20 protein-coding genes are annotated in these 26,326 nt (G+C 62.6%); 14 read left to right on the top strand and 6 right to left on the bottom strand.

What is annotated here, in order from left to right:
* Positions 1-44 precede the first annotated feature (44 nt).
* The 6 genes from ACNQVK_RS02910 (at position 45) to ACNQVK_RS02885 (ending at position 5,006) form a co-directional block, all read left to right on the top strand.
* Positions 45-2,204: an Rv1355c family protein gene (locus ACNQVK_RS02910; protein WP_418028505.1), complete on the top strand. Its 2,160-nt coding sequence runs from the start codon at positions 45-47 to the stop codon at positions 2,202-2,204.
* Positions 2,201-2,419: a hypothetical protein gene (locus ACNQVK_RS02905; RefSeq protein WP_418028504.1), complete on the top strand. Its 219-nt coding sequence runs from the start codon at positions 2,201-2,203 to the stop codon at positions 2,417-2,419. The genes ACNQVK_RS02910 and ACNQVK_RS02905 overlap by 4 nt, the downstream gene beginning before the upstream one ends.
* A gap of 565 nt (positions 2,420-2,984) precedes the next feature.
* Complete coding sequence (locus tag ACNQVK_RS02900; RefSeq protein ID WP_418028503.1) at positions 2,985-3,380, top strand: hypothetical protein; 396 nt, start codon at positions 2,985-2,987, stop codon at positions 3,378-3,380.
* 34 nt (positions 3,381-3,414) lie between these two features.
* Positions 3,415-3,852: a hypothetical protein gene (locus ACNQVK_RS02895; protein WP_418028502.1), complete on the top strand. Its 438-nt coding sequence runs from the start codon at positions 3,415-3,417 to the stop codon at positions 3,850-3,852.
* Positions 3,853-3,886: 34 nt separating this feature from the next.
* Positions 3,887-4,564 carry a class I SAM-dependent methyltransferase gene (locus ACNQVK_RS02890; protein ID WP_418028501.1) on the top strand — a complete coding sequence of 226 codons (678 nt, stop codon included), beginning with the start codon at positions 3,887-3,889 and terminating at the stop codon, positions 4,562-4,564.
* Between the two features lie 91 nt (positions 4,565-4,655).
* The gene (locus ACNQVK_RS02885) at positions 4,656-5,006 is read left to right on the top strand and encodes a hypothetical protein (RefSeq protein WP_418028500.1); all 351 of its coding nucleotides are present in this window, start codon (positions 4,656-4,658) and stop codon (positions 5,004-5,006) included.
* Positions 5,007-5,503: 497 nt separating this feature from the next.
* On the opposite strand, the gene ACNQVK_RS02880 is transcribed toward ACNQVK_RS02885, so the two are convergent.
* The 3 genes from ACNQVK_RS02880 to ACNQVK_RS02870 all read right to left on the bottom strand — a co-directional run bounded on the left by ACNQVK_RS02880 (position 5,504) and on the right by ACNQVK_RS02870 (position 8,536).
* Positions 5,504-7,042: a hypothetical protein gene (locus tag ACNQVK_RS02880; RefSeq protein ID WP_418028499.1), complete on the bottom strand. Its 1,539-nt coding sequence runs from the start codon at positions 7,040-7,042 to the stop codon at positions 5,504-5,506.
* A gap of 111 nt (positions 7,043-7,153) precedes the next feature.
* The gene (locus ACNQVK_RS02875; RefSeq protein WP_418028498.1) at positions 7,154-7,669 is read right to left on the bottom strand and encodes a hypothetical protein; all 516 of its coding nucleotides are present in this window, start codon (positions 7,667-7,669) and stop codon (positions 7,154-7,156) included.
* A 75-nt stretch (positions 7,670-7,744) separates the two neighbouring features.
* The gene (locus tag ACNQVK_RS02870) at positions 7,745-8,536 is read right to left on the bottom strand and encodes a hypothetical protein (RefSeq protein WP_418028497.1); all 792 of its coding nucleotides are present in this window, start codon (positions 8,534-8,536) and stop codon (positions 7,745-7,747) included.
* 151 nt (positions 8,537-8,687) lie between these two features.
* Between ACNQVK_RS02870 and ACNQVK_RS02865 the strand changes: the two genes are divergently transcribed.
* Entirely contained in the window at positions 8,688-10,976 is a 2,289-nt protein-coding gene (locus ACNQVK_RS02865; RefSeq protein WP_418028496.1) for an AAA family ATPase, read from the top strand.
* A 35-nt stretch (positions 10,977-11,011) separates the two neighbouring features.
* On the opposite strand, the gene ACNQVK_RS02860 is transcribed toward ACNQVK_RS02865, so the two are convergent.
* The 3 genes from ACNQVK_RS02860 to ACNQVK_RS02850 are packed head-to-tail and all read right to left on the bottom strand — an operon-like array spanning position 11,012 to position 16,212.
* Positions 11,012-14,083 carry a type I restriction endonuclease subunit R gene (locus ACNQVK_RS02860; protein ID WP_418028495.1) on the bottom strand — a complete coding sequence of 1,024 codons (3,072 nt, stop codon included), beginning with the start codon at positions 14,081-14,083 and terminating at the stop codon, positions 11,012-11,014.
* 1 nt (position 14,084) lies between these two features.
* Positions 14,085-15,266, bottom strand: coding sequence for a restriction endonuclease subunit S (locus tag ACNQVK_RS02855; RefSeq protein ID WP_418028494.1), 1,182 nt, complete (start codon positions 15,264-15,266; stop codon positions 14,085-14,087).
* Positions 15,259-16,212 (bottom strand): N-6 DNA methylase, encoded by a 954-nt coding sequence (locus ACNQVK_RS02850; RefSeq protein WP_418028493.1) that lies wholly within the window; start codon positions 16,210-16,212, stop codon positions 15,259-15,261. The genes ACNQVK_RS02855 and ACNQVK_RS02850 overlap by 8 nt, the downstream gene beginning before the upstream one ends.
* A gap of 74 nt (positions 16,213-16,286) precedes the next feature.
* On the opposite strand from ACNQVK_RS02850, the gene ACNQVK_RS02845 reads away from it, so the two are divergent.
* The 7 genes from ACNQVK_RS02845 (at position 16,287) to ACNQVK_RS02815 (ending at position 26,311) form a co-directional block, all read left to right on the top strand.
* Entirely contained in the window at positions 16,287-17,687 is a 1,401-nt protein-coding gene (locus tag ACNQVK_RS02845) for a tyrosine-type recombinase/integrase (protein ID WP_237074746.1), read from the top strand.
* 233 nt (positions 17,688-17,920) lie between these two features.
* On the top strand, positions 17,921-19,501 hold the full coding sequence (locus ACNQVK_RS02840) for a hypothetical protein (RefSeq protein ID WP_418028492.1): 1,581 nt from the start codon (positions 17,921-17,923) through the stop codon (positions 19,499-19,501).
* A complete protein-coding gene (locus ACNQVK_RS02835) occupies positions 19,498-21,564 on the top strand; it encodes a hypothetical protein (protein WP_079615619.1) in 2,067 nt (688 codons plus the stop codon). The genes ACNQVK_RS02840 and ACNQVK_RS02835 overlap by 4 nt, the downstream gene beginning before the upstream one ends.
* Positions 21,561-21,977, top strand: a complete 417-nt coding sequence (locus tag ACNQVK_RS02830) for a hypothetical protein (RefSeq protein WP_079615617.1) — start codon at positions 21,561-21,563, stop codon at positions 21,975-21,977. Before ACNQVK_RS02835 ends, ACNQVK_RS02830 begins: the two co-directional genes overlap by 4 nt.
* A 214-nt stretch (positions 21,978-22,191) precedes the next feature.
* Positions 22,192-22,377, top strand: coding sequence for a helix-turn-helix domain-containing protein (locus ACNQVK_RS02825; RefSeq protein WP_052525842.1), 186 nt, complete (start codon positions 22,192-22,194; stop codon positions 22,375-22,377).
* Between the two features lie 2 nt (positions 22,378-22,379).
* The gene (locus ACNQVK_RS02820; protein ID WP_079615615.1) at positions 22,380-25,649 is read left to right on the top strand and encodes a helicase-related protein; all 3,270 of its coding nucleotides are present in this window, start codon (positions 22,380-22,382) and stop codon (positions 25,647-25,649) included.
* The gene (locus ACNQVK_RS02815) at positions 25,646-26,311 is read left to right on the top strand and encodes a DUF4391 domain-containing protein (RefSeq protein WP_079615612.1); all 666 of its coding nucleotides are present in this window, start codon (positions 25,646-25,648) and stop codon (positions 26,309-26,311) included. The genes ACNQVK_RS02820 and ACNQVK_RS02815 overlap by 4 nt, the downstream gene beginning before the upstream one ends.
* Positions 26,312-26,326 lie beyond the last annotated feature (15 nt).

Here is a 26,326-nt window from a genome sequence, read left to right as displayed (position 1 = left end):
CTGAGGCCCTCGGCACCCCGGTGCCGAATCAGCGAAGGAACAGCATGCAGACCGCTTACACCGCACGAGTTCTCGACCCAACCAACCCTGGCGACAACGCCCTGCTCGACGAGCTCCGCGCTGACCCCGACATCGACTTCCTCGACGACCACGACGCCCAACTGGAAAGCCTTCGCGCACTTCGCCCGCCACCAGCTGACGAGCTGCTGTGCGAAGGCCCACGATGGGCCTACTACCCGTGGCGGCGCGCTGTCGTGGCCGTGCTCGGCCCCCGCGGATTCCAGGCTCTGCGAATGGACCGCAACCGCAACAACATCACCGCCGCGGAGCAAACCACCCTCAGCACCCTGTCGATCGGGGTGGCCGGTCTCAGCGTGGGCCACGTCATCGCCCACACCCTGGCCGCCCAGGGACTGTGCGGCAAACTGCGCCTGGCCGACTTCGATCATCTCGAACTGTCCAACCTCAACCGGGTGCCGGCCACCGTCTTCGACCTCGGAATCAACAAGGCCGTCGTGGCTGCCCGCAGAATCGCCGAGCTCGACCCCTACCTACCCGTCGAGGTGGTCGACACTGGCCTCAACGCTGAAACCCTCGACGACTTCGTCAAGGGCCTCGACATCGCCGTCGAAGAGTGCGATTCCCTCGACATCAAAGCCCTGCTGCGAGTCGCTGCACGCGACCTGCAGATCCCCGTGCTCATGGCTACCAGCGACCGCGGCATCGTCGACGTCGAACGCTTCGACCAAGAACCCGAGCGCCCCATCCTGCACGGATTGCTCGGGCAACTCGACATCGGACTTCTCCCAGGCATGTCCAGCCGCGAGAAGATCCCCCACGTTCTGCGCCATCTGGAAGCCGAACGCCTATCGCCGCGCACCGCTGCCTCCCTCATCGAGATCGACCGCTCACTGTCGACCTGGCCGCAGCTGGCTTCCGACGTCATCATCGGGGCCGCTGCAATCGCCGAAGCTGTCCGCAGAATCGGACTCGGCGAACAACTCCGATCCGGCCGCAGTCGCATCGACGTCAGCTGGGCCCTGGGCCAGATCAGCGAGCCCGACATGGCACATCGCTACGAACACGAACAGATCCCCGACGAGCCGAACACCCCGCAGGCCCTCGATGGCGGACCGCTCGAAAACCTCGCCACGGCCGCCATGCGCGCCCCCTCCGGCGGCAACACTCAGCCCTGGCAGATCGCTCTCACCGAAGACTCCATCACTGTCGGTATCGACCCCGACCACACCTCGACGATGGACCTCAAGTTCCGCGGCAGCGCCGTGGCCCTGGGCGCAGCACTGCTGAACATCAAGATCGCGGCTGCCGAACACCACGTGCTCGGCCCCGTCACGGTCACCGCCGCCGGCAGCGCGCCGCTGCAGGCCACCATGCGCATTACCGACGACGGCAACGACCCCGCACTCGCGCACCTCTACCAGCCCATGCTGGCTCGCGAATCTAATCGCCACCACGGAACCCCCAAGCCGCTCGACGGCGCCACCATCACCCAGCTCATCGACGCTGCCGAACAGCATGGCGCACGCCTGCGCCTGCTCACCGAGCGAGACGACATCGCCCAAGCGGCCACCATCCTCGCCGCGGCCGACCGCGTACGGTTCCTGACCCCGCGCCTGCATCGAGAGATGATTTCCGAATTGCGCTGGCCCGGTGACCCGGATCCCGACACGGGCATCGACGTACGCAGCCTCGAATTCGACCCCGGCGAGATGGCGGTCCTTGATGTCCTGCGCCGCCCCGACGTCATGGAACAACTCGCCGAATGGGACGCCGGATCCGCACTCGGCGACGACATGCGAGACCGCGTCCTGGCCAGCTCAGCTCTGGCCGTCGTGACGATAACTGGAAGCGATCTGCGCGCCTACGCCGCCGGTGGATCGGCAGTCGAAGCCGTCTGGATCTCTGCTCAGCAGCAAGGATTCGGAGTCCAACCGGTATCCCCGGTCTTCCTCTACGCGCACAACGCAACCGAACTCGAGGAGCTTTCCGCGCCTTTCGCAGCCGAATTAGGTGAACTGCAAGGCAAATTCAACGCTCTGACAGGCCTGCAACCAGGCGACTCTGTCGCGTTGGTCTTGCGGATGACCGTCGCGCCGCCGGCGTCGCTTCCGAGTCGACGCAGCGTGACTCGGGTACGTAGCGCAACGACAACAACCCACCCACTCTCAAGGGGGCCTTGGTGACAAACGATCCGCCCGCCGCGACATCTTCGGTGAAGAGGTTCCTGGTCCAAGTCATTGTCGACCTGGAAGTGGCCGCCGACGACGAACACGCCGCCACCACCGCGGCGTCAGCGGCGATCCGCTCAACCACCATCAACGGCGCCCGGCGCCTCGACCACTCGATCCGCGGCGTTGAAGAGTATCGGCGGGCCAGCCTCCCGAGCGACACCACCTAGCCAAGACACCTGGCCAACCGTGCGGGGCGCCCGGCTAGGGAATCCGGCGTGTACGCAGCACCTGGCATGCGGCAAAGTTGAGCCCCGGGCCGAATACGGAACCGGGGCTCAGCTCTTCTCTTCGACCAACGGAATGAGTTCGGGAAGTCTGGTCCGCACAGCACCAGCAGTGCTCGATGCACGGTCTATTCGGTTGAGTCGCTTCCCCGGGCAGCCGGCCAATCGGGCGTGATTGCATCGCACCAGGGCAGAGGCTCCGAATAATGGGCTGGGCGGGCCCTGCGTGAACGCGAGAAGTTTGGCAAAGGCGTCTTCATGACCCCTTTAATCCATTGGGAGAGAGGCGACCTGCGCAGGGTTCCGCCCAAACTATCCGCGCAGATACCTCGGGACGTGTCGTTTCCGCTGGCCGCAGGACGTTTTGCGCGGCACAATCCCCACGCTCACGGAGACGCAGCCGCTCGTAGCGCCGCCGCGCGAACCCGTAGGACATACTGCATTACATGGCATGCCATACTGTATTAGCAGATGTCATCGTGCCTGATGGCTCCTAGTGTCTACACCTATGGAAGACGGAACGTCTTGCAGTGATGAAGATCAGGTCCGCGCCGCCGCACTCCATGCCGCCCGGCGAATCGCCAGCACCCGCATCACGAACCGTCTCACCGCGGCCGGCATGACACTGCCAGGCGACGCCGAAGACATCACCGCGGTGCTACTCGCTGCAAATCCCGCCGACCCACAGTGGGGCGCACTGTCGGCATACCGACTCGACTGGTCCCTGGACGTGCTCGCCCTCATCTCCAACGCCCTCGTCGAACGGCGCCGCCAGCGCATCCGCACACCCGACGTCGACGCGGTAGCGGCCGCCATCAGCGCCGGCGCAACGTGGAAACAGATCGGCGAAGCCGTCGGCTCCGCCCCCGCAGTCGCCCACGGCCGATACCGCCAGCGCCTCTGAGCCCCCCAGCGAAATGACAACGGGAAAGGAAGCAATGCATCCAGGAACACCATCCTCGGTTCCGGTTCCACTGCTGGTGTACGCGGTCGCAAGCCGCGCCACCACTGAACTCCAGCCGTTGCCAGACAGCACTGTCACGTTGCATCGCAGTTCCGCAGAATCCGAGGTCGCCAAGTTCGACGAAGGCGAGGTGGCCCTCGTCGAACGGAGGATTCTGCCTTGGGCTCCTGCACGGGAAGAAAACGATCGGTTGTCGCTGTACGAGTACACCGTTGGTTACCGCGACGGCGATCACCACACCCCCTGGGGCCTGTCCTTCTCCACCGACCGCTCGGCCATCGAGACCGAGCTGGCCGCCGTCCAAACTGCGATCGCCGAGTCCAACGTCGACGGGTCGTTCGATGTGCTCATGCTCGAACGCCCCATCTTTCCCTGGTACTTCGCACGGCCGAGACCCGCCGAGCTGCACTGAGATACAACACTCGACAGCCGCTACGCTGCAATCCATGTCAGACGTTATGGATTGGGACGCCGCCTACCGCGGCCACATCTTCGCCGGCCCTCCCCCATGGAACATCGGTAAACCCCAACCCGCCATCGCCAACCTCATCGCCGGCGGACAGATCCAAGATCCTGTGCTCGATGCGGGATGCGGCGTCGGCGACCTCACCCTCGCACTCGCTGACGCCGGCCACGACGTCACCGGCATCGACATCTCCACCGCCGCCATCAACGACGCCGCAGAACAAGCCAAAGGCCGCGGCCTGAGCGCCCGCTTCATTCAAGGCGATGCGCGCGACCTGGTCGCCCTCGGCCTGGGCGATCCCCAGTTCAACACCGTCATCGACTGCACCCTGTTCCACTCTCTGCCCCTCGACGCACGCGACGACTACCTTCGCGGGATCTACACTGCGGCGGCCCCGGGCGGGCACCTCTACCTACTGGTATTCACCACCGATGCACTGCCGGTCGATTCGCCGTGCCCGGTACCAAACCTCGTCACCGAAGCCGAAGTTCGCGACGCCGTCGCCAAGCACTGGACCGTCGACGCCATCGAACCCTCCCACGTCGCGGTCCGACTCCCCGACATTCCCAACCTCCCCGAACACGGCTTTCATACAGACGAAAATGGCCTGACCCACCTGCCTGCCCTACTCCTATCCGCTCACAAGCCCGCGGCCTAGAAGTGGGAGCACCAATGCCGTGAGTGAAATGCACGAGCCATCGGCGCAGGCGCAATCGTCAACCGCTCGCGGCATCGCTGCGCGAGCACAAGTGCCTCGACTCCCCCGCGGTGTCCGGATCGCCGACGTCACCACCTGTGTGCTGCTGTTCGTAGTCCAGGCCGGCGGACTCCTCCTCGCCCTGCTGAGCTTCATGGTCCTTCCGATGACCACCGACAACTGCGCCTACCAGGCATGTGGCGACGGCAAGTGGATCAACTACGCCATGTGGATCGCGATCGCGTCGATGGTTCCAGCCGCGCTGTTCTCATGCCTCGGCATCATCCAGCTGGCGCGCAACCGAATCGGGTTCTGGCTGCCGCTGATCGGCATCCTCGCCCAAGCCGCCATCCTTTGGGCCTCCTGGCGGGCGGCAGCCCTCGCCGGGCCGATCACGGGTTAACCCCGACTCGCAGGCGAACAAGCCGCCGCTGGGACACCTTCCATCATCATCATCATCATCATCTGTAGGTTCTCAACCTCCGTGTCATATGACGATGACCTGGCGTCCGATAACGCGAGGTGTCTCACGTCGTGTCACCTGTATCCCGTCTCAGATTCGTGTCATTTCTTCAGTCACACCGAAGATGCCCGGCGGCGGCGCGGCCTCGCGCACAGCCGGGAGGTGCCGGTTGCGCTTTCTATTTCGTCACGTGACCGACGCCTGCGGCCGCCAACCAGCCGCCGATAGCACTTCGAATGAGATGCGAGCCGACTGGCCGATCCAGCTATCCGATGACATTGGTCGCTATTCTGAAGGACTGCAGCCGTTTGATGCGACGGACCTGTCGGACAATAGCCGTGAATTGTGCTCTCTAACAAACTTTTAGGAGCTTCACGGATTATCGTCGCTGTCCAAAAATAGATGAGAGACCAGACTTTCCCCGGCCACTGACGGCATCAGCCGCGGATCCGTGCGCGCTTTACGATCGTTTCGCGTACTTGGTCGGGATGGCTTAACGTGTCAAGCAGATACAAGTAGGGTAGAAACACAAGATCGTCGGCCACCTCTCCCGTGTGGTGGGACAGGAGCTTCTCAGCGACCTGATCCTTTAGGCTGTCAGGCTGCCTTAAACCGCCGAATCCGTGAGTCGCGTTCCGGTAGATCTTCAGCAACATGGCCGCTGCCCGCCGCGGATGCCTATGGTGTGGCTGCGGGTCGCCGGGGATCCTGACGATAACGTTGTCGTCTCCGCGTTGCTTTCGAAAGAAGAATCCGTCCTGTACGCGCAGAAGGCTATCGACCGCGCGATCAGCGAGTGGCATCAGGATTCTCGCGACGTCGTCGGGCATCTTCTCACGCACTCGTTCGGCAGTTGCGTTCGCGGTGTCGTAGCTGCAGAGCTGGTCGAAGCGCTTTTGCGCTATGCGGTCAGCGTATGTGTCGAGCAAGGTATTCATCAGTGCGCGCTGCACGTTGTGGTTGCGGCCCGCGGCCTGCAACGCGGTCGTCAGGCCAAACACTTGGCCAAACGTCAGAAGCCAGTGCTGATGTTCGTACGGGTCGTACACGCCGTGCTTGTTGCTGAACACGGTCGGGTCGCTCAAGTATTGAAACATCTGATTCAGACGTGTCGTCCACCACTGGATAGCGAGTCGACTCGATGTCGACGTCAACTCGACACTGGACACGGGATCCTGTCGGCCGAATCCGGGAAGCAAGTGCATCATCTCCATCGGCGAATGTCGATGCCCCTCAATGTCTCTGCCGAGATTGAACAGAATGCTGAATGGTGGACGCCCAGCGGGAAAGCACCAGAACCGGGGGCTGAGGCATCCCAGAAGTGGACCCAGGTAGTGGTTTATTCCGATGATCTCCTTGAACCATTCGGCCGACGATGCGAAATATCCGCCTTCGTCACCGATTTTCGAGATCGTCTTCACGGCGTCCGGATCTTGGTCGAATCGGAACATGATGGCAGGCAACCTGACTCGACGAATGAGGAGATCCGTCGCAACGACGAGATGGGCGCTTCGATCTGGGAAGATAAACTCGCTCGTGGAGTCCAGGCATACCGCGCCGAGGTTGTCGTATGCTTGCCGGGCAACTGACACCAATTCATCGTTTGTCGTGCACTTCACTATGTCGGACTGGATCCGATGAAACATCGCAGCAAGGTCGGACTTTCCCGCCATTCGCTCCGCGAGTTGGCTCTCAAGCTTACCGAAGTGCTCCAGCAAGTCCGGGTCGGCGAGCACGGGCGAAGCCGTCATCGGCATGTAGTCTAAATAGCCGAACAGGTTCGGAAACTCAGTCTCGTCGGCTAGGCCGCGAAGGATGACGAGGGACGTCTCGTCGTTGGGCCATACCTTCCATCGGTTGCCGCCCAACGATCTCCCAACCAACCCGCAATGCTCAAGCAGACCGCGCGGATCTCCGTCGAAGAGACAATCCGATAGCTCGAGCTCGACTTCATCCCTCGCCAACAGATAATCCAATTCTCGATCGTGAACTCAAGTGTCGTCCGATGATTTCACGGCATCAGTTGCTTATCAAACGATTTCGAGATGCAGCCCCGCGGCCTGACCAGGCCGCGGGGCTGGCTCTCGTTATGTGCGCTGCCCTGCGAGGTCAACCGCCGGCATTCCCGATGCCGCGACGTGCAGACCGTGGGCCGCAGCCAAGCGGACATCGCGGCCGTAGATGGAGCTTCCGGGCAGCGTTGTGACCAGTGCGTATACCTCGGGTGCGCAAACCTCAAACGCATGGTCTACGAGGTCGTCGTCGAGGGGCAGGATGCGGACATCGCTGCCGGTTGGGTCCACCTCCACCACCGCGCGCAATCTGTCTGAACCGTCGAGCAGCTCAGGCCGGGTGAGCGTCACATAGCCGAGCAGTGCCGCGGGCAGTAGGTGGTGCGGATCGGACGGGCGGATGCGCGCTCGGTCGGGGGATCCCTGCCCCGCTGCCCGGCAGGGCTGGACGATCCAAGTGGCGCGCGAGCCTTCCATGAGCATTAGCGTGTGGCTGGGGCAGAACAGCTTTCGGTCGCCATGAGGCTGTCCGTGATAAGATTTGACGTCGATCGGTCCGATGACCATGGTGGCGGTGACTTCAGTAGTCATAAGGCGTTCCTTTCCTTGTAGGGCAGCGGATTCCGCCCTACACCCACTGTCGCGAGGGTTAGGACATTGCCCAGGTCACCGCTCTAATTCGACCCTCCACTCCGACAACTTGCGACGCGCGCTGTAAAGCGCCTCGTGTATCTCGTCGGGGATCTGACTACCGCTGGCAAGGGCCCGGTCGATGAGGTCAATTCTGTCGTTGGTCTCGACCAATGAATACGGGAAGAACCCCAGTTCATCCATTCCGCGCCCACGAGTGGGGCTACTACCATGTCGGTTGCGGCCGCGAAGAACCCAGACGCTGGATGGACGAGGGTCCTCGGTTTCGGCCTCCTCGTACCCACCGAACTCGACGGTCGCCACCAAGCCGTCAATGAACACACCGTCGGCGGTAAGAACGTCAACCAATTCAAACGCCCGCTGTTCCGAGACATTCAGCCCTTGGGCCAGTTGAGCGAGTGAAACCTCGTCGCCTTCCTCCTCCAGAAAACGGAGAATGCGGGTCACATCATCGACCTCTGCTCGATCATCACCCATCTGCTCGCCCAGCGGGGACACATCGGAGATGCCGGCGCGCAGGACTTCCCGCGCTCGGTTGATTGCATCGTGCTCGGACCAGGAGAGGTGGAGTCGCTCGGGTTTGCGGGGGCCCGCCAGTCGAATACCGGTCCTGTTCGGAGGCAGATCGGTTCTGATGAGTCTGCGGTCGCTTAGCGCCTGAATATCGCGGCGCCACTTGCGTTTACCCGACTGCCCGCGATATTCGCCACTCATGGCCTGCTGAATCACCGCGCTGGTGCCTGCATCACTTTCGCCTGCCTCCTTCAGGTGGCGAAGGATCGTCAATAGCCGCTCAGTCGGCGTCATACCCCCACACTGCCGTGCGAACCCGGCTGGCACGACAAGAATGCAGGTTCTCGGGCTCGGCGGTGACCCAGCCTCTCAATGACCCGGTCATTTTCAGTTTGTCTGACGACCACCGCCGTCGACTGTCGTACACCCGATCTAAGATCCGACGATGCTCCGTCGAATCGACGTCAAGGCCCCGTGGCGCTCCCTCACCACCGGATTTTGGGCAAGCGATTTCCCCCTCGGTAAGCGCACGATCGTCTACGGGCACAACGGGAGCGGCAAGTCGACGGTCTCCGAACTCCTTTTGAGCTTGGCTGATTCAAGCTCAGCCACCGGTGTCATCTGGGAGGACGAGAAGGGGCATAAGACAGCAGTTCGCACCGGCGGCGCCAGCCCGTCGCCTCACATGGCCGTCTACACCCGCAGATGGGTCGAGGAGAATCTGTCGGCGTTCCTCGACGGAGCCAGTGCCGCCGCGATCGTCACCCTAGGCAAGGAGGCGATCGACGCCAAGGACGAGGAGAAGCGACTCGTCGCGGAGGTCGAGCGCCTACAGTCCGAGGCGCGCGAGGCGAAGAAGTGCCAGCACAGCGCGGAGAAGAAGCTCAAAGCGCTCGCCAAGGAGGTGCAGGAGCGGATCATCTCCGAACTGCAGACCTTCGACTATCAGCACTTCACCCGCAGCCGCTACTCGATCCCGAAGATCGAGGACAACCTCCGCGCCTACAGGGGAGATTTTCCTGACGCGACCAACCACACCGAGGCCCTACAGCGTCTCGGAGAAGCTGCACCGTCTGCTGTTGCAGAGGTGTCCGCACCCCCCTCGGCGGTTGTGTCAGATCTGGCGGTTCTGGCCGACCTCCTATCCGAAACCCCCACTCGGGTAGCGATCGCGGCGCTGGAGAACAACTCCACTGCACAAGCATGGGTCGAGCGGGGACTAGACCTGCACGCCGATAGCGATGAGTGTTTATTCTGCGCCGGAGCGATCACCCCGGAACGGCGCTCGCAACTGGCACGCCACTTCGACGAGAGCTGGCTCGACATCCGAGGCAGGGCCACGCAGCTTAAGGAGGCTGTGACGCGGGAGAAGAAGTCGCTCGCGGCGTGGATGAGCTCGGTCCCCGACTCGACTGGGCTGGCGAGCGACCTCCGGGCGGCGTATGCGTTAGCGGCTGAACGGCTGTCAGTCGAAGTCACTGAACGAGTGACCGCGTGCGAACGGGTCGATGCTTCCCTCGATCTGAAGATCGCGGACCCGAGCAGCACGCCCGAGCCTCCCGAATGGTCCGTGCTCAGTTCATCTCCAACGACAACCGTTCTGACGCAGGCGATCTCTGAGCACAACCAGCAGGTGCGGGACCACGCTGAACTCAGTGCGGATCGCAAGAAGACGGTTCTCGACCACATCGTGGGTTCACAGGCCGAGGCGTTCCGCGACCTCGACGGACAGGTGACCACGCACGCTGCAACGGCATCTGCTAGCGCCAAGGCTGCGCAGCTCGCCGAGAAGAAACTAGACGAGGTGCGTCAGGCGAAGTTCACCACCAAGGACATGGCCGACACACTCACGCGCGACCTCGCCCGTGTTTACGGCAAGGACCACATCAGCGTGGCCGTCACCGCAGACGGCAAGTCATACGAGTGTCGACGCGGCGACCAGCCGGGCACTGACCTCAGCGACGGCGAGCGGACAACATTGTCCCTGCTCTACTTTCTCCGGAATCTGGAGGACCAGCAGACTCCCGGCGTCGACAAGGCCCAGCGCATCGTTGTCATCGACGATCCGTCGAGTTCTCTGGACCGCGAAGCCCTGTTCGCCACGCATCAATGGCTGTTCGACACCCTAGAGAAGTTCGGTCAGTACATCGCGCTCACCCATGACTTCGGCCTGCTCCGTCTGTTCCTCCTGTCCTACAAGGGGATGTGGGGGAAGTCGATGAAGGCGATCAGGGATCAAAACCCCGGCGAACTCCAGTTTCCGCGCGTGGCGTTCCTGGAGGTCTACGCCTCCTCAGCGGACGGCGAGCGAATATCGAAGGTGGGGGCGCTGCCCCAGGTGCTGGTGAAGAACACTTCGGAGTACACCTACCTCTTCTCGATGGTGATGGCCGGGGTCCTCGATTCCGAGGACCACGACCGCCTCTTCCTGCTGCCGAACGCGGCGCGACGCGTGCTGGAGATCTTCGCCAGTTACAAGGCGCCACACCGCACGGACTTCGCGGCGCAGCTCGAAGTTCTGGTGCAGGCGCAGCCAGGTGAGCCCTACCGCGACGTGTTCGGCTTCTGCAACAAGCACTCCCACGGCGAGGGAAGCGAAAGCGTTGACGTGCTCGACGCACGAGCGGTGCACGGACAGATCCGCCGGTGCATGCAGTTCCTGCGAGACTCCGATCCGACGCACTTTGAGCGCATGTGCGCGGCGGCCGGCATCGATCCGACGAGCTTGCCCTAGACATTTCCGACCTGTGCACTCCGCCGACTAGCGATCTAGTAGTTCTCGCGCACGTATTGATAGATGCGGTCAAACAATTCGCCTTTGATCGGCAGCGAGTAGTTCTTGAGTACCGCACGCAGCTCCCGACGGACGGACTTGTCACCGGAGTCGCTCGAGGTCCAGCCCGTGTAGGCGACTTCGCCGACGATCGCGTCGATGCGTTCCACAATCTCCGGGACGATCTTGTGCAGCCCTTCCGGCGTGTTCTCCTGCACGATCTGCGTGAGAACACCCCTCTTCGGATCAGCGAGGCGCTCCAACGTCTCCTCGTCGCCCTCCTCGGCTGCACGGTCGGCCGCGACGACGTCTTGCGCGACTTTCAGCGCCTCCTCGAGAAACGCGAGCGAGTCCTCGACGTTCTCGATGGCCTTGGCCCGTAGCTTCTCGATCCGTTCGGCCAACGACTTGTAGACGGGGCTATCGCCCTCCGCGAGACGGCGTTTGAGCCGCGTTTCGATCGAATCCAGCACGTCCTGGTAGACGTCGGTGTCCCCGTTGCCCGACGGATCTTTCGGGAGCTTCAACTGCTCCGCAATCCGCTTCAGCAGCGCCAGCCCTGCGGCATCGAGGGTTACCGTTCGTGATGTCATCGACTTCACGGCGACCTCGTTCATGTGGCCGTGGATGAGCTCCGTGGTCTTCGCTCCGAGGCGGGCCCACAGGAAAGCCTTGGAGACATCCTTCGGGCGGATGGACTCGTACACCTTCGCGAACCAGTGATACTGCTGCTTGAAGGGCAACAACATCGGGTGGGGGTCGAGGAACTCCCACACGGTCTGCAGCGCTACGTAGCCTTCGACGAACTCCGTGCGCTGCGGGCTCCCCTCGGGAATCCGCTCGTGAGCCTCGGCGAGGGACTCGAAGGAGGCGTCGGCGATGTCGACGCCAGTGAAGAGGTGGAGGAGCTTCGTCAAGTCAGTGACGAACTTGCCCGCCAACTTGGAGACATCGACGACATTCAGGTCATCGTCCTCGTCCTCACTCGCCTTCGGGCCCGCAATCGCGTTGCCGATGGCCTTTGCGAGGCCGATGTAGTCGACCACGCGCCCATAGTCCTTGCGCTGACCCGTAATTGGGTTCTTCCACGGCCGGTTCGGCCGGGTGATCGTCTGGAAGAGGTTCGCATCCTTGGCGGGCTTGTCGAGGTACAGCACGCCCTCGATGGGCGCGTTGAATCCTGTCATCCACTTCGCGGTGACCACGACGAACGACATCGGGTCATCGACCTTCTTGAACCGGCGCTTGAGCGCTTCTTCCTGCTCCGAGGTGAGCAAGTACTTCTTGAACTCCTTCGGTGTGTCCTTGCTGTCGGCGACGTGCATCACCACGCCGACCCCGCGCAGCTGGCCATCGGGCATCACAGCTCCGCGGCGGGCGAGCTCAGCCTCAATGGCCTGTGCGTACGCGATGACCAGCCGCTGGTTGTAAGCCACAACCTGCGCTTTCTGTCCCAGCGGAGCGACGAACGTCAGGAAGTGGTCGACAATGTCGGCGCACACCGCGGCGACGCGGTCCGGGTTGGACAGGATCGTCTCGATGTGCGAAGCCTTCCCCGAGAGATAGACCTTCTCGTCCTCGTCGAGGTCCTCCTCCACCGCCAGCTCGTCGAACGCCTCGTCCAACGCTTCCTTGTCTAGGCTGAAGCCGACGGCCCTGCCCTCGACGACGACGGGCTTGGTGAACCCGTCGGCGATCGACTGCTCCGGTGTGTAGCGCGACATGACGAAGTCTGGATCCGACGGATCGCCAAACAACTTGAAGGTCGAGCGATCCTTGTCCTGGATCGCGGTGCCGGTCGCGCCGAAGAACTTCGCGTTCGGGACCGCGTCCCGCCACGCCTTGCCGAACTTCCCTTCCTGAGAGCGATGTGCCTCGTCGACGAGGACGATGATGTTCGAGCGGTCGTTCAGGTGCCCTGCCTCGGCGAACTTGTGCACCGTGGTGATGACGACTCCTGGCTCATTGCTCCGAAGCAGAGCGAACAGCTCGCGCCGATTCTTGGGCACGCTCATGCGCGGCATACCGGCAGTCTCGAACATCTCCGCGGTTTGACGCACGAGGTCCTTGCGGTCCGCGATGACGATCACCGTGGGCGCGCCCCCGAACTTGTCGACGACTGCGTCGTCCCTCAACAGGCGCGCTGCGGCGAAGGCCATCAGCTCGGTCTTGCCCGAGCCCTGGTGGTGCCAGATCAGCCCGCCGGGCCGGTCGGCGAGCACCTTGTCTTGGATCGCCAGCGCCCCCTCGAACTGCGGATAGCGCGGCAGGAACTTGATGTCGACCTCGGATGCATCCCGCGCGTGCCGAAACATCACCAAGTCCTTGAGTATCGGCAGGATCGTCTCCGGACGCAGAAGCAGCCGCGCGGCGCGCTCGACGCGGGCCGGGCCGGTGACGACCTTTGGGTCGTCCTCGGTCGAGCCCCACGGAGCCCAGATCTCGGAGTCGGGATCCGGGACCGCGCGGATGGGCGCCATCCTGAATTCGAGGCCGTCGGTGGCGACGTTGAAGACGTTGGTGGCGAAGAAGTTCGGGTACTCCTCCTCGTACACATCGTGAATGTCCTTCGCGGCGTTCACCCACGAGACAGCCTGCTTGATGGGCGTTTTCGTCTCGGCGACAACGAGGGGAAATCCGTTGACGTAGTAGACGACGTCGAATCGCCGAGTCTTCACGGCCCCGGTGATGGTGACCTCGTCGGCGACGACAAACCGATTGTTCTCCGAGTTCTCGAAGTCGATGAGCCTGCGCGGCGCGTGCTTGCCAGCCATGGTCGGGAACGGGTGGTCGCCGCGAAGCATCACGGTGAGCCGTTCGTTGGCAGCGACGAGGCCATTGTGAGCATCAAGGACCGCCTGGTTGAGCTCATGGATGACGAGATCTGCGGATTCCGGGTCGTCGACAAGCTCCGGATTCAGCGCGAGCAGCGCTTCTCGGGCCCAGGTCTCGATGACGACGTCGTGCTCCTCGCGCGGCAACTCGTCGCCCGGGGTGGGCTCCCAGCCGGACTCTTCGGCCCATTCTATGAGCGCCCGCTGGATCGTGCTTGCCTCTGTCCAGCCCATGTCAGGACACCCCCTCAAGCAGAGCGTCGTAAGCCTCGCGAATCTCGATCTCCTGGTTCAAAAGAGACGAGAGGAGGGCGGAACGGAAGGCACGGAGGTGCGAGAGTTCGGCGCGCATTTCACGGACCTGCCCGCGTACCTCGCCTAGCGCGCTATTCAGCTGGGCACTGGAATGGGCGGGCCAAGGAATCTGCGCCTTCCGGATCAAGCCCATGTTGAGTGATGGCACAGCGCCGGTCTGCACGAGCTCCGACAGTCGGATCGACTCAACAGCGGCGAGTAGACATTCTGACGAAACGCCTTCTTTCGGAGTTAGAACAAGGTGGTTCTCGTCGACAGCCGCTTCAACCTCCAGCACACGCTTCTTTTCCGTAAGGACTGCCGCACCCACCCGTGGGAACACGACGGACCCAGTCGCGACTACGGTGCCCTTCAGCCTGCTGATGTGCTCCCGAGCGAGGCGCGTATCCGCAAGCGTGTACCCGTCCTCGTTACCTGGGCCGGTCATGTCGGCGATCTTGAACCAGGAGACGTCACCGGTGCGCTGGCCTTGTACAACCTTCGGGAGTGCTTTGCCCTGCGAGACGTCCGCGAGTTGCTCGACAGTCACGGCTTGCAGGTTGTCCGAGTCGAGGAAAAGTCGGATCCGCAGCGGCAACAGTCGGTTAAGTTCTTCAGCTACCGACTCGATCTGCGCGTCCACCGCAGCCATGACGTCGACCATGCGGCGCTGCTCGGCCGGAGATGGAAGCGGGATCCTCCAAGCTTCGAATTCCGCCTCCTTCCAACGTGAGCGCCCCTCACTGCCTGCGCGCATCGCATCAATCTGTGCAAGGACGGTCGGCTGCTGGAAGTAGAGAAGCAAGAAGCGTTCCGACAGTCGGTCGGGATCAACTACATAGAGAGGAAACTCATTGGTGACCAGCGCACCGTCGAGGGCTGCCGGGACGACGTCAAACGCGCCATTCTGTGTGTCGATGCGGTTGAAGACGAAGTCACCCTTGTGGGCTCTGAACAGGCGCTTCGCCTTAATTGTCTCGGTCGTACCAGTCCCCCGGTCGTACGCGCCCCTCCCGTACCACCGCACGCCCATCGTCTGGTACTCGACGCCAGGCTCAAGCGTGACAATGTCCTTCCGCTGTGCCGCAACAGTCCCGGCTGGAACCTTCTCCCACTCACTCACCGGCCACCTCGAACATGCTCAGGTCGACGCCTGCTGCCGCAAGTCGCTCGAACATGGCAGCCTCGGTGTCCATCCGGTGCTGGCGGGCGTCGGCGTAGGCGACGAGCGCGGTGCCCAAGTCAGCGGTCTCATCTGCTGCGACCTTGATGTAGCGCCCGATGTTCAGGTCGAATCCGTTTGCCTTGATCTCGTGGAACGGCACAAGGCGCACGTTCGCTCCAGCTGCACCGTCGGAATCCTCACCAGTGCGGTACGCCTTGACGAGCGTCTTGACGTCGTCCTCGGACATCCGGTTCTGATTGGTTGCCTTGACAAACCGGGCCGATCCGTCGACAAACAGCACGTGGTTTTTGCGGCTGGCTGGCTTCTGGTCCCGAAAAATGAACAAGCAGGCCGGGATTGTCGTCGAGTAGAAGAGATTAGGAGGCAACCCCACGACAGCCTCGAGAATGTCCCTCTCGATCAGGCACTGCCGAATGCGACCCTCGGCGCCGCCCCGGAAGAGCGCACCGTGAGACATCACGACCCCGACTCTGCCGGTTCCGGGGTTCATCGACGCCACCATGTGCTGAATGAAGGCGTAGTCACCGTTTTGTGTCGGCGGAACGCCGCAGAACGCCCGCGGGTCCGACGGCCATCGGTCGGCCCCCCAGTTCGCCAGTGAGAAAGGCGGGTTGGCGATCACCGCGTCGAACCGGCGGACCGCGCCGCTGGTGTCCTTGAACGCTGGTGCGCGGAGCGTGTCGCCGCGTTTGATGTCGAAGTCCTCGATCTCATGCAGGAAGAGGTTCATCCGTGCGATCGAGGAGGTGGTGAGGTTGATCTCCTGGCCGTACAGGCGCAGCGTGCGGTGGTCCATGCCGGAGTCGCGCAGCTGGTTGATGGTGGCCACCAGCATGCCCCCCGATCCGCACGCCGTTATGCGCTGTATTTGGGCGTGTCTCACTCGGATCCATGCGCAACCCCGTTACAGTGCCCGCAACCCTGACTACAGAAGGGCCGTTGAGGGGGACGCTGCCGGTGGATTTGTACTTCGCTGACTGGTCGCTGGTGTCGCGGCCGGACGGGTTGAAGGCGGTCGGCTCCGACGCCATCTCGACGCCACGAGTGCCCGACGGGACTCCGGTATTGGTGGACGATTCGATGCGCCCGGTGGAACCTTGGTGCACATTCCTGCGGCTGTACTCGCAGAATCTACGTCGGAACTCTGTTGTCGCCTATGCCCGCGACGCGCTCGAGTTCGGCCGGTTCCTAGAGACGAGAGGCGTTGGGGTGCTAGATGTCTCGGAGTCGGACCTGGTGGCCTACCGGGCGAACCGATTCGCTTCCGGGGTCTCGCCGCGTTCGTGGGCTCGGCAATTGGTGGTGATTCGAGCTCTCTTCACGTACTTGTACGAAACCGGGCGCAGAGACAGTTTGCCGTGGATTCAGGTCGGCAGCCGGTCGGTGGTGACTCCGCGGATTCCTCGGACTGAGATGGATGTTCGGGCGCTTTCTCACGCGCAGTGGGTCGCGTTGCGCGATGTTGGGTTCGGCGGGGAGTTGCCCACGGGAGAGCTGGATCGCTCCTACCGCGGCAGGTCTACGGTCCGAAACGCGTGCGCCGCCGAGCTGGCACTGACCACGGGGATGAGGCTCACCGAATGGAGCACCCTGCTGGACGTCGAGGTCCGATCGGAGGGGGCTGGCACTTCACTGGTGCTGGAGGCATGCGCGAAGAACGGCCGTCGACGCCGAGTTTATGTTCCGGCATCCACCGTCCAGAGAGTTGAGCTGTACCGCTGCACGGAGCGGAAATCGCTGGTGCGGAAGGCCCAGGCGAGCTTGCGCCGGAAACTGCCGAATATGGCGGTGGTCCACGACGTTGACCTGCCGGCGGGCAAGCTGGTCTACACGCTTAATGGTGACGAGCGGCGCGACGAGTTCGCGACGATTCCGCCAGAGACGCGACGCGTACTGGTGAAGGTGACTCCTGGCGGGATCGAGCCACTGTCGCTGTTCGTCGGTCGAGGCGGCCTGCCGCCATCGCAGCGGCGGTGGCACCAATACTTTGAGGAGGCCAACGACCGGCTGGCGAACTTCGAGGGCCAGGTTCCGATCATGCCGGTGGCGGTCACGCCACACGACTTGCGTCATACCTTTGCCGTGGTGATGCTGCGTAGCCTGCAGGCGCGTGCTGCGCAGCTCGAACGATCGCGTCCCAAGCACGGGTTCGGCACCATCAGCGAGCACATCATTCACAACCCTTTGTTGACTTTGCAGCGTCTGCTCGGGCATGCCGGCCCGTCCACGACGATGGTTTATCTGCGTTATGTCGATGAGTCAGACGAGCTCATTCAACGTGCCTTCGAGTCGTGGAGCGACAACGAACGTGACTACGCCAGTTACGTTCTCGCGCAAATTGAGGCACAACGGCCGTGAACGATTCCGACCGCCAGCCGCGTACTGTGACGTTTCCGCCGGGTGGTCCGCTGAAACAATCTCGAATCGATCCAGCCCAGTACGTTGCGACACGGCTCGTGGCTGAACTGGCTGACGCGTGGAAGGAATGCGCAGAGACCGCGTCGCTATCACCTGGCACAGTGTCCCGCCAATCCAGCGTGGTTCGTAGTGTCGGGAAGTTCCTTACCGCGGACGCGGACAGATTCCTGACATTGTCCGGCGACGGCGCGGACGTGGCCCGGCGGCTGCATGATTGGGAATCGGCGATGGTCGCCGAGTTTCCCCCGCCCAGCGTCCGAGCCAAAGACCTGGGCATGGAGCTTCGCAATCAAGTCGCCCGCTACCTGCAGTCCAACGGGATTCCCGGCGGTGTGCTGGCGGACTGGGCGAACGGCCAGGTGTTAGACGGACGGCCATGGCAGGAACTCCCGCTCGACGAATTCAGCAACAACGAGCGCCTCCAACTTGAGCAGACCTGCCGGCAGATCGTGCGCGACACAGAGGACCGTCTGGCGCGCGGCGACGCCCTACTTCGCGATGGCCACGATCCGCGGATCCACGGGTGGAACCGCGTGGAGAACGTGCTGTGGGCTTTGCGCAATGTGCCCTATGAGGATGGGTTTCACGTCCATCTCGCCGGATCACGACGCCAACTTGATCCGCTGGAGATCGACCGCATGTCGGGAGTGCGACGCGCCCCCGCGCGAATCAAGGCCCCACCACTGCTGACTGCCGTCGGCGCATTCCTGGCTCCCGATGCCGAGTATCTCCTGGCCATCCGGGTGTTACTGCATTTGCAGACCGGATGGTCGCCCGAAGAGAGCGCTCGACTCTGTCGCGAGGACATCGAGTTCGGCGTGGAGTCCGTGCGGGTTCGGGCGACAAAGGCGCGTGCCCAACGGATCCGATGGCACACCCTGGCCTCGCCGCGGGACCAGCCGTGGGGGTGGAAGGCTGGCGACCTTGTGCGGCGAGCTGCCCATGCCATGCGCCACGCCCACGCGCTGACGCCGGATCAACCGCTGTTCTGGGTGACCGGATGCCGGTCTGTCCGTGATCGGCTCGACCACGAGTACCCCCATTACGTGGTCCGGGAGCACCACTTCGGAAAACTCAACACGCTGAAGAATCTGATTGAGCGCCACAGCCTCTCGATCAGCCAACCCCACGACATGCGCCGGCTCCGTAAGACGGTCAAGAGTGCACGCGCGGCTCTGCTGGGCACTCTCGCCGGCGCTGCCGGCGACGACCACACCGTCGAGGTCTTCCGCGACCACTACGCGCAAACCACGACCGTTCACACGATCGCCGCCCAGACGGTGCTGCGTGCGCAGCAGAAGGTCCTGCAACGCGCCTCACAGGGACCAACATTCGTGGCCGCGACGGCAGCCGAGGTCTCCGAATCACCGACAGATCCCGAGCTCGCCGAAATTGCCGCCACCGTCGCCGCGGAGACGCCCACTGAGCAGGAACTGACGATCGCTGCTTGCCGAGATCCCTATGACGCACCGTTCATGGATCAGGGCTCGCTATGCCATGCCTCACCGTCGATGTGCTTGCAATGCCGTAACGCCATCGTATTCCGCGATCACCTTCCGCGCCTGATCGCCTACCGAGAGGCACTGGACGCCATCGAGAACAACACGCCGCCGAGGGTGTTCAGCGAGATCTACGGCCAGCAGAGAGTCAACATTGACGCCATTGTCGCCGAGTTCCCACCCGAGCAGATCGAGGCTGCCCGCCCGGCGGACGTCCATTTGCACCGCCCGCTTGGACAAAGGGCTGAACAATGACCAACGCACCCGAGCCGCAGACTTGTCCGACACTGACAGGCTTCGATCCCGACGAGCCGGTGTTACCCGCTGACCGCCGCGTGACCGACGGGCCTGACCCCCGATTCGGGGACCTCCCGCGCTGGGATCTCACCGCCAGCGGTCTCGCACCGAACCTCAATGCTGCACAAGCACATTTGCGTTTCGATGTGTATCCCGACGGGTGGGTGCCGATCGCCAAAACCCTCGCGATGGCCATGCTGCAACCGGTCCACCCCATAGTCAGGCGAGCCGGAATCTATCGTTCCAATCGGCCCTACAAATTGAAGTCCATCCGACATGTCCTCACCGAATTGAGATACCTCGCGGAATGGGCCGCCAGGGCCGGTCTCACCGCCGACCTGTCGGCCTGGACTCACGCTGACGGTGAGGCCTACCTTGCCGAGCGAAAGGCTCGATCCTTCTCTGCCGGCCGTAGCGCCAACGACCTTCTGCGTCACCTCGGTGATTTCCGGGGGCTCCTGCCCAACGGCGGACTTTCCATCCAGGTCGACCCGTGGGCTGCAAGATCCGGCGGCGAAGTCAAGACTCCCGTCATCCCGCCGGAAACCTTCTGGCCACTGGTACGCGCCTGCTGGACCTACATCGAAACGTTCGCCCCCGATATCACCGCTGCTCGCGACGAAATTGCGCTCCTCAATACGCGTGGACCCAAAAACCGGGAGGTCCGTCCCTCGACACGGGATATCGACGATGCGCTTGACGCCTGGCTGTCATCACCTCAAGCCTTTGTTCCCCTGCACATCTACACCTTGGGGCGCGCACGGGCGGGAGACATCAACTGGGACGGCCTGGGTCTCTGCACGGCACTTCGATTGAGCGGCACCAACTTTTACGGCAACCGCGGACCTGCTCGGCAACTTCGCGTCCATCAGGCGATCAGCCAAGGCGTGCCCACTCGATACGGCTACAGCTCGGTCCAACCCGCGGCTGTTGAACGGCCCGACGGCACACACGGGCCCTGGATAAGCGGCTTCGACCGCATCATCGTCAGCAAGGAACTCACCCAACTGCGCAACGCCGCATACATTTTCGTCGCGATCATGACGATGATGCGTGACAGCGAAGTTCAAAGCCTCGCCACCGGGGCCATCGGAACACATTACGGTGCCCCCGCCGTCACCAGCACACTGCACAAGATGCAGCCATACGGCGGTACACCTCAACGCTGGTGGGTCAGTGAACCTGTCGTGAGGGCGCTCAAAGTCGCCGAGCAGATCACCCGCGACGAGAACCGGCTCTTCGGCGCGGTGCGCGAAGGCGTGCACCGCGACTTGGCAGGATTCGACCAGTACGAACAGATCCGATCGTTCGTGGCGTGGGTCAACGACCATTCGCCCCAGAACGGCTTGGAGCCCATTCCCACGACTCCGTTGGCGCCGCATATGTTTCGTCGCACCATGGCCGTGATCACCGCCAACGAGCCAGACGGCGAGATCGCACTTGGGATCACACTGAAACACAACGCCGTTCGCGCACTTGCCAACGCCACCACGAGCGGGTACGCGGCGCCCACGCCTGAATGGGCCAAAGAATTCGAACACCACGTCAAGGAGGCGGCCGCCGGGGAACTCGTCGCTGACTGGGCACGTCACGCCCAAGGCGACCACGCTCTGCGCGGTCCCGGCGCAACAACCTTCGCCAACGGCCTCGACGACGTCACCGACCGCGCCAAGACCACCGTCGCCATCGGTAACGAACGCATGCTCCGAAACCTGCTGCGCGACGAATTCGCCACCATCCGACTCGGCACCCTCAATCACTGCCTCGGTGACCCCGCCAAAGCGCTATGCCTGGAAGGCGCATCCGCAGCCGTGAAAGCCGGCGGCCCGATCCCGAGCATGTGTCAACCCGCCACCTGCCGAAACTCGGTCATCACCGACCGACACCTGCCCATCTGGCGGCGCGAGGAATCCGACCTCGTCGACAAGCTCAAGGACAAGAGAATGGCACCCGTCCATCGCCAGCGCCTCGAAACCCAGCTCGCCGACGTCCGCAAAATCACCCACCAGGAGCCGAAGTGACCACCGTCAGTCCGGCAACCGAGAAGAAGCTCCGCGACGCGATGGAGCGCCTGCTGGCGGGCAAGTCCAAACGGACTGACGGCCGGCTCACGAAAGCCAACTTGCACATCGAAGCCGGCGTCAGCCGCGCAACCATGAACCGTGCCACTGAGGTAATCGCAGACTGGAACGCCAGCGTCGGCACGGAACCCGCTCCTCGTGACGCCGAGCTCGCTGGACTACAGGCCACGGTCACGGAACTCAAGAAGTGCATCGCGAGGCTGCGCGAACACAACAGCCACCTCGAACGCAGAAACCGGGCCGCCGTCACCGTGATCGCAGAGCTCAACGCGCAGCTTCAGGCCAGTCGGGGCGAGACTCCGATTGGCACCGTCACGCCTATACGGGACCGTGCAGCACGCAGACGAAGGTGATTATCGGCCAACCTCAGTGTTCTGTTGGACCGACGATAACGACTGCCCACTTCTCCTCCGTCTCCTCGCCGGCGTTCGCCAACCCAAGCCCGGCGTGCAACGGGCTTCACCCGCTATACCCGGTCAAAACCGGTCCAAATGGGTCTCTTCCCGATAAGCTCATCTCGCCCATGCACCGAGGTGTCGATTAGCTATTAGCCAGGAGGTGTCGCCCGTGCCCGAGCCGTGGCTGTCAGCCGACGACATCGCTACCCACCTTGGCGTCACCAAGGACACCGTGTACGCCTGGATCGCCGAGAAGGGCATGCCAGCTCACAAGCTGGGGCGCCTGTGGAAGTTCCAGGCAGCCGAGGTCGACGATTGGGTTCGTCGCAACGGGGCGACGGCCGCGGAGGACTGAACGTGCACATCATCGACAACGTCAACGATCTCCTGGGCGACGATCTCAAGGCTGAGGTGCAGGCTGGGTCGAAGCTGCGTATCGCTGCATCGACATTTTCCATCTTCGCGTTTGAGGCGCTGCGCAAGGAGTTGGAGCGTCTCGAAGAGCTCGAGTTCGTCTTCACCTCGCCGTCGTTTGTCGCCGCGGCGGCTACCGATCAGCTGCCCAAGGAACGCCGCCAGTTCTTCATTCCGCCGGGATCGAACGGGGAGTCGTCGCTCTACGGTTCTCAGTTCGAGATCCGCCTGCGCAACAAGCTGACGCAGCGGGCCATCGCGCGTGAATGTGCGGAGTGGGTGCGCCGAAAGGCTCGCTTCCGGTCGAACCGGACCGGTGCACCGATGCAGCAGTTCGCCGTTGTGGATGACAAGGTCGCCTACCAGCCGATCCAGGGGTTCACGTCTGCCGACCTTGGTTACGAACGTGGGAACGCGGTGTCGAACGTCGTGACCAAGCTCGACGATGCTCCCATGGCACGGCAATACGCCGCCCTGTTCGATCAGATCTGGAACAACCCCACGCAGCTCGAAGATGTCACCCAAGCGGTGTACGACCACATCGCGAGCGTGTACGCCGAAAACTCACCGGCGCGAATCTACTTCCTGATCCTGTACAACCTGTTCTCGGAATTCCTCGACGACATCAGCGAGGACGTCCTGCCCAACGACCGCACCGGCTACCAGGAAACGCAGGTCTGGCAGAGCCTGTACAACTTCCAGCGCGACGCCGCGACGGGAATCATCAACAAGCTAGAGACCTACAACGGCTGCATCCTCGCTGACAGCGTGGGACTCGGGAAGACCTTCACCGCGCTTGCAGTGATCAAGTACTACGAGCTGCGCAACAAGTCCGTCCTGGTGCTTGCACCGAAGAAGCTTGCGGAGAACTGGACCAACTACAACGCAAATCTGACCACCAATATTTTCGCTCGCGACCGGTTCAACTACGACGTCCTTGCTCACACCGATCTTTCCCGCACCAGAGGTGAATCGTTGGGTCTGCGGCTCGACCGAATCAATTGGGGCAACTACGACCTCGTCGTTATCGACGAGTCCCACAACTTCCGCAACGCCGACTACGCAGAAGAAAAAGAGTCGCGCTACCAGCGGCTGATGCGTCAAGTCATTCGCGAAGGCGTCAAGACCAAGGTGCTCATGCTGTCGGCCACACCGGTCAACAACCGCTTCAACGACCTGAAGAACCAACTCCAGCTCGCCTACGAAGGAGAGTCCGAGAACCTAAGCCAGCACCTCAACATCTCGACGACGGTCGAGAAAGTGTTCAGCGACGCGCAGCGCGTCTTCAACGAGTGGTCCAAGCTCGACCCCGAGGCGCGCACCACCGACCGCATCCTGCAGATGCTCGACTTCGACTTCTTCGAACTGCTCGACTCGGTCACCATCGCGCGGTCCCGCAAGCACATTCAGGCGTTCTACGACACCACCGAGATCGGTACTTTCCCGCAACGGCTCCCGCCGCGGTCGATTCGTGAGCCGCTCTCCGACCTCCCCGATGTGCCCGCATTCAACGAAATCTTCGGACAGCTTCAGGTGCTCACCCTGGCGGTCTACACGCCGCTGGCCTACGTATTCCCAAGCCGGATCGGCAAGTACGAAGATCTCTACAACGTCAAGGGCGGCACTGCGCGCTCTAATATCGGGCAGCTCGGCCGTGAGCAGGGCTTGAAAAAGCTCATGACGGTCAACCTGCTCAAGCGTTTGGAGAGTTCGGTCGAGGCGTTCCGGCTCACCCTCGCCAAAATTGAAGGGGCGGTCGACAACACTCTGATCCGGCTCAAGTCAAGAACGGGATCCTTGAACGACCTCAGCGTCGATTTCTCCGGCCTGGACCTCGATGTCGACGACGAGGACGACGCCAACGTCGAGGCCCTCTCGTTTGGCGAGAAGATAAAGATCGACCTCGACGACATCGACGTAGAATCCTGGCAGCGCGATCTGTGGAACGACCGCGAGACCCTCCGTGAATTACTCGACGAGATGCGCAGGGTCACACCGGATCACGACCTCAAGCTGCAGGAGCTCAAACGACTCATCGAGGACAAGGCCGCCAACCCCCTCAACCCGTTGAATCGCAAGGCACTGATCTTCTCGGCGTTCGCCGACACCGCCGAGTACCTCTACAAACAGCTCGCGCCGGCATTGAGCGACTCCGGGTTACACACCGCGCTCGTCACCGGCGGCGCCCACGCCGCGAAAACAACGCTGGGGACCGGCTACGACTTCCAGCAGGTCCTGACGTTGTTCTCGCCGAAGTCCAAACAACGCCACCTCACCATGCCCAAAGACACCGGCGAACTCGATGTGCTGATCGGCACCGACGTCATCAGCGAAGGTCAAAACCTCCAGGACTGTGACTATCTCGTCAACTACGACATTCATTGGAACCCGGTACGGATCATCCAACGATTCGGCCGCATCGACCGCATCGGCTCGACCAACGCCCAGATCCAGCTCGTGAACTTCTGGCCCGACATCTCCCTCGACGAATACATCAACCTCAAGGAACGCGTCGAGAACCGCATGGTCATCGCCGACCTCGCCGGCACCGCCGACGACAATGTCCTCACCCTTGAAGGCAGCGATGCCGCGTTCCGGAAGGAGCAGCTCCGCAAGCTCCAAGACGAAGTCATCGAACTCGAAGACGTCCGCACCGGTGTGTCCATCACCGATCTCGGTCTCAACGACTTCCGCATGGACCTGCTGGGATACCTCAAGGAGTCCGGCGATCTGGCCACCGCGCCGAAGGGACTTCACGCCGTGCTCCCCGCAGACCCCTCAAGAGGCCTCCACCCCGGTGTGCTGTTCGCGCTGCGCAACGTCGACGCCAACGAGAACATCAATCGGGGCAACCGGCTTCACCCGCACTACCTTGTCTACCTCGACGACAACGGCAACGTCATCGCTGACCACACGGAGGCCAAACACCTGCTCGACCTGATTCGCACAGGATGCCGGCCTCATGAGGAACCCGTCACCGAGGTCACCCGCGTCTTCAACGCTGCCACCCGCGAAGGCGCAGAGATGGGCAAGTACTCCGAATTGCTCACCGCAGCAATCCGATCCATGATCGACGTCACCGAAGAACGCGATATCGACAGCCTCTTCAGCGATGGACACACGACCGCGCTCACCCAGGCAATCGCCGGCCTCGACGACTTCGAACTCACCGCATTCATAGCGATCGTCGACGCCACCGAAGGAACCACATGACGGCCCTGCTCTACCGCTGGCCCGTCGCCGCCAAATTCGGTCGTACCGTCCCGAAGACCAAGTTCTACGAACACGGCACCGTCCCCGGTGCGGTACGTGACAAATTCGTTTCCGAGATCCAACGCATCACCTGGGCCTACAAACTCGCCCAATCCACCATCAACCTGCCCGGCAACGCAGACGTCCCCGAGATCCAAGTTTTCCAGATCGATACAAAGGGCGACGATGTCGGCGAGTCCGTGCTCGCGGCCATCGACAAAGCGGTGAAGACCCCCATTATCTTCGAGATAGTCACGGGCGAAGGAGACGAGCAGCGGGTCCGGATGGCTGCATCGCACAAGCAGGTCGGCCCCGCTACGCCGAAGCTCAGCGCCTACTACACGACCGACTGGCAACCCCCGGATGCCGAGCGGCAGCCACTACCGACAGCGATCAGCCTGCCGTCCCTGTACACCGCACTCCTCACGCCGCTGACTCCGGTATCAGCACGGCCAGGAGAGGAATTGTCAGACGTTGCTGCGAGACTCCAGGCCGTGCGCAAGCTCGAACGCGAGGTCGCCTCCCTGGAGCGCAAACTCCGTGCCGAGCCGCAACTCAACCGCAAGGTGGAGCTTCGGCGCGCCCTGAAAACTAAGCAAGCAGAACTGGAACAGCAGAGGTAGCAGGTGGAGAAACTT

Origin of the sequence: Mycobacterium sp. 134 (assembly GCF_048282715.1) — a bacterium.
Classification (GTDB): domain Bacteria; phylum Actinomycetota; class Actinomycetes; order Mycobacteriales; family Mycobacteriaceae; genus Mycobacterium; species Mycobacterium septicum.
The sequence above is the reverse complement of the archived record's forward strand: the minus strand, read 5'-3'. Positions and strand labels throughout refer to the sequence as shown.

Bases quoted from the DNA above. Each gene is read 5' to 3' on its own strand.
- ACNQVK_RS02910 (WP_418028505.1), top strand. From the start codon at position 45: ATGCAGACCGCTTACACCGCACGAGTTCTCGACCCAACCAACCCTGGC.
- ACNQVK_RS02900 (WP_418028503.1), top strand. From the start codon at position 2,985: ATGGAAGACGGAACGTCTTGCAGTGATGAAGATCAGGTCCGCGCCGCC.
- ACNQVK_RS02895 (WP_418028502.1), top strand. From the start codon at position 3,415: ATGCATCCAGGAACACCATCCTCGGTTCCGGTTCCACTGCTGGTGTAC.
- ACNQVK_RS02890 (WP_418028501.1), top strand. From the start codon at position 3,887: ATGTCAGACGTTATGGATTGGGACGCCGCCTACCGCGGCCACATCTTC.
- ACNQVK_RS02875 (WP_418028498.1), bottom strand. From the start codon at position 7,669: ATGACTACTGAAGTCACCGCCACCATGGTCATCGGACCGATCGACGTC.
- ACNQVK_RS02870 (WP_418028497.1), bottom strand. From the start codon at position 8,536: ATGACGCCGACTGAGCGGCTATTGACGATCCTTCGCCACCTGAAGGAG.
- ACNQVK_RS02865 (WP_418028496.1), top strand. From the start codon at position 8,688: ATGCTCCGTCGAATCGACGTCAAGGCCCCGTGGCGCTCCCTCACCACC.
- ACNQVK_RS02860 (WP_418028495.1), bottom strand. From the start codon at position 14,083: ATGGGCTGGACAGAGGCAAGCACGATCCAGCGGGCGCTCATAGAATGG.
- ACNQVK_RS02835 (WP_079615619.1), top strand. From the start codon at position 19,498: ATGACCAACGCACCCGAGCCGCAGACTTGTCCGACACTGACAGGCTTC.
- ACNQVK_RS02815 (WP_079615612.1), top strand. From the start codon at position 25,646: ATGACGGCCCTGCTCTACCGCTGGCCCGTCGCCGCCAAATTCGGTCGT.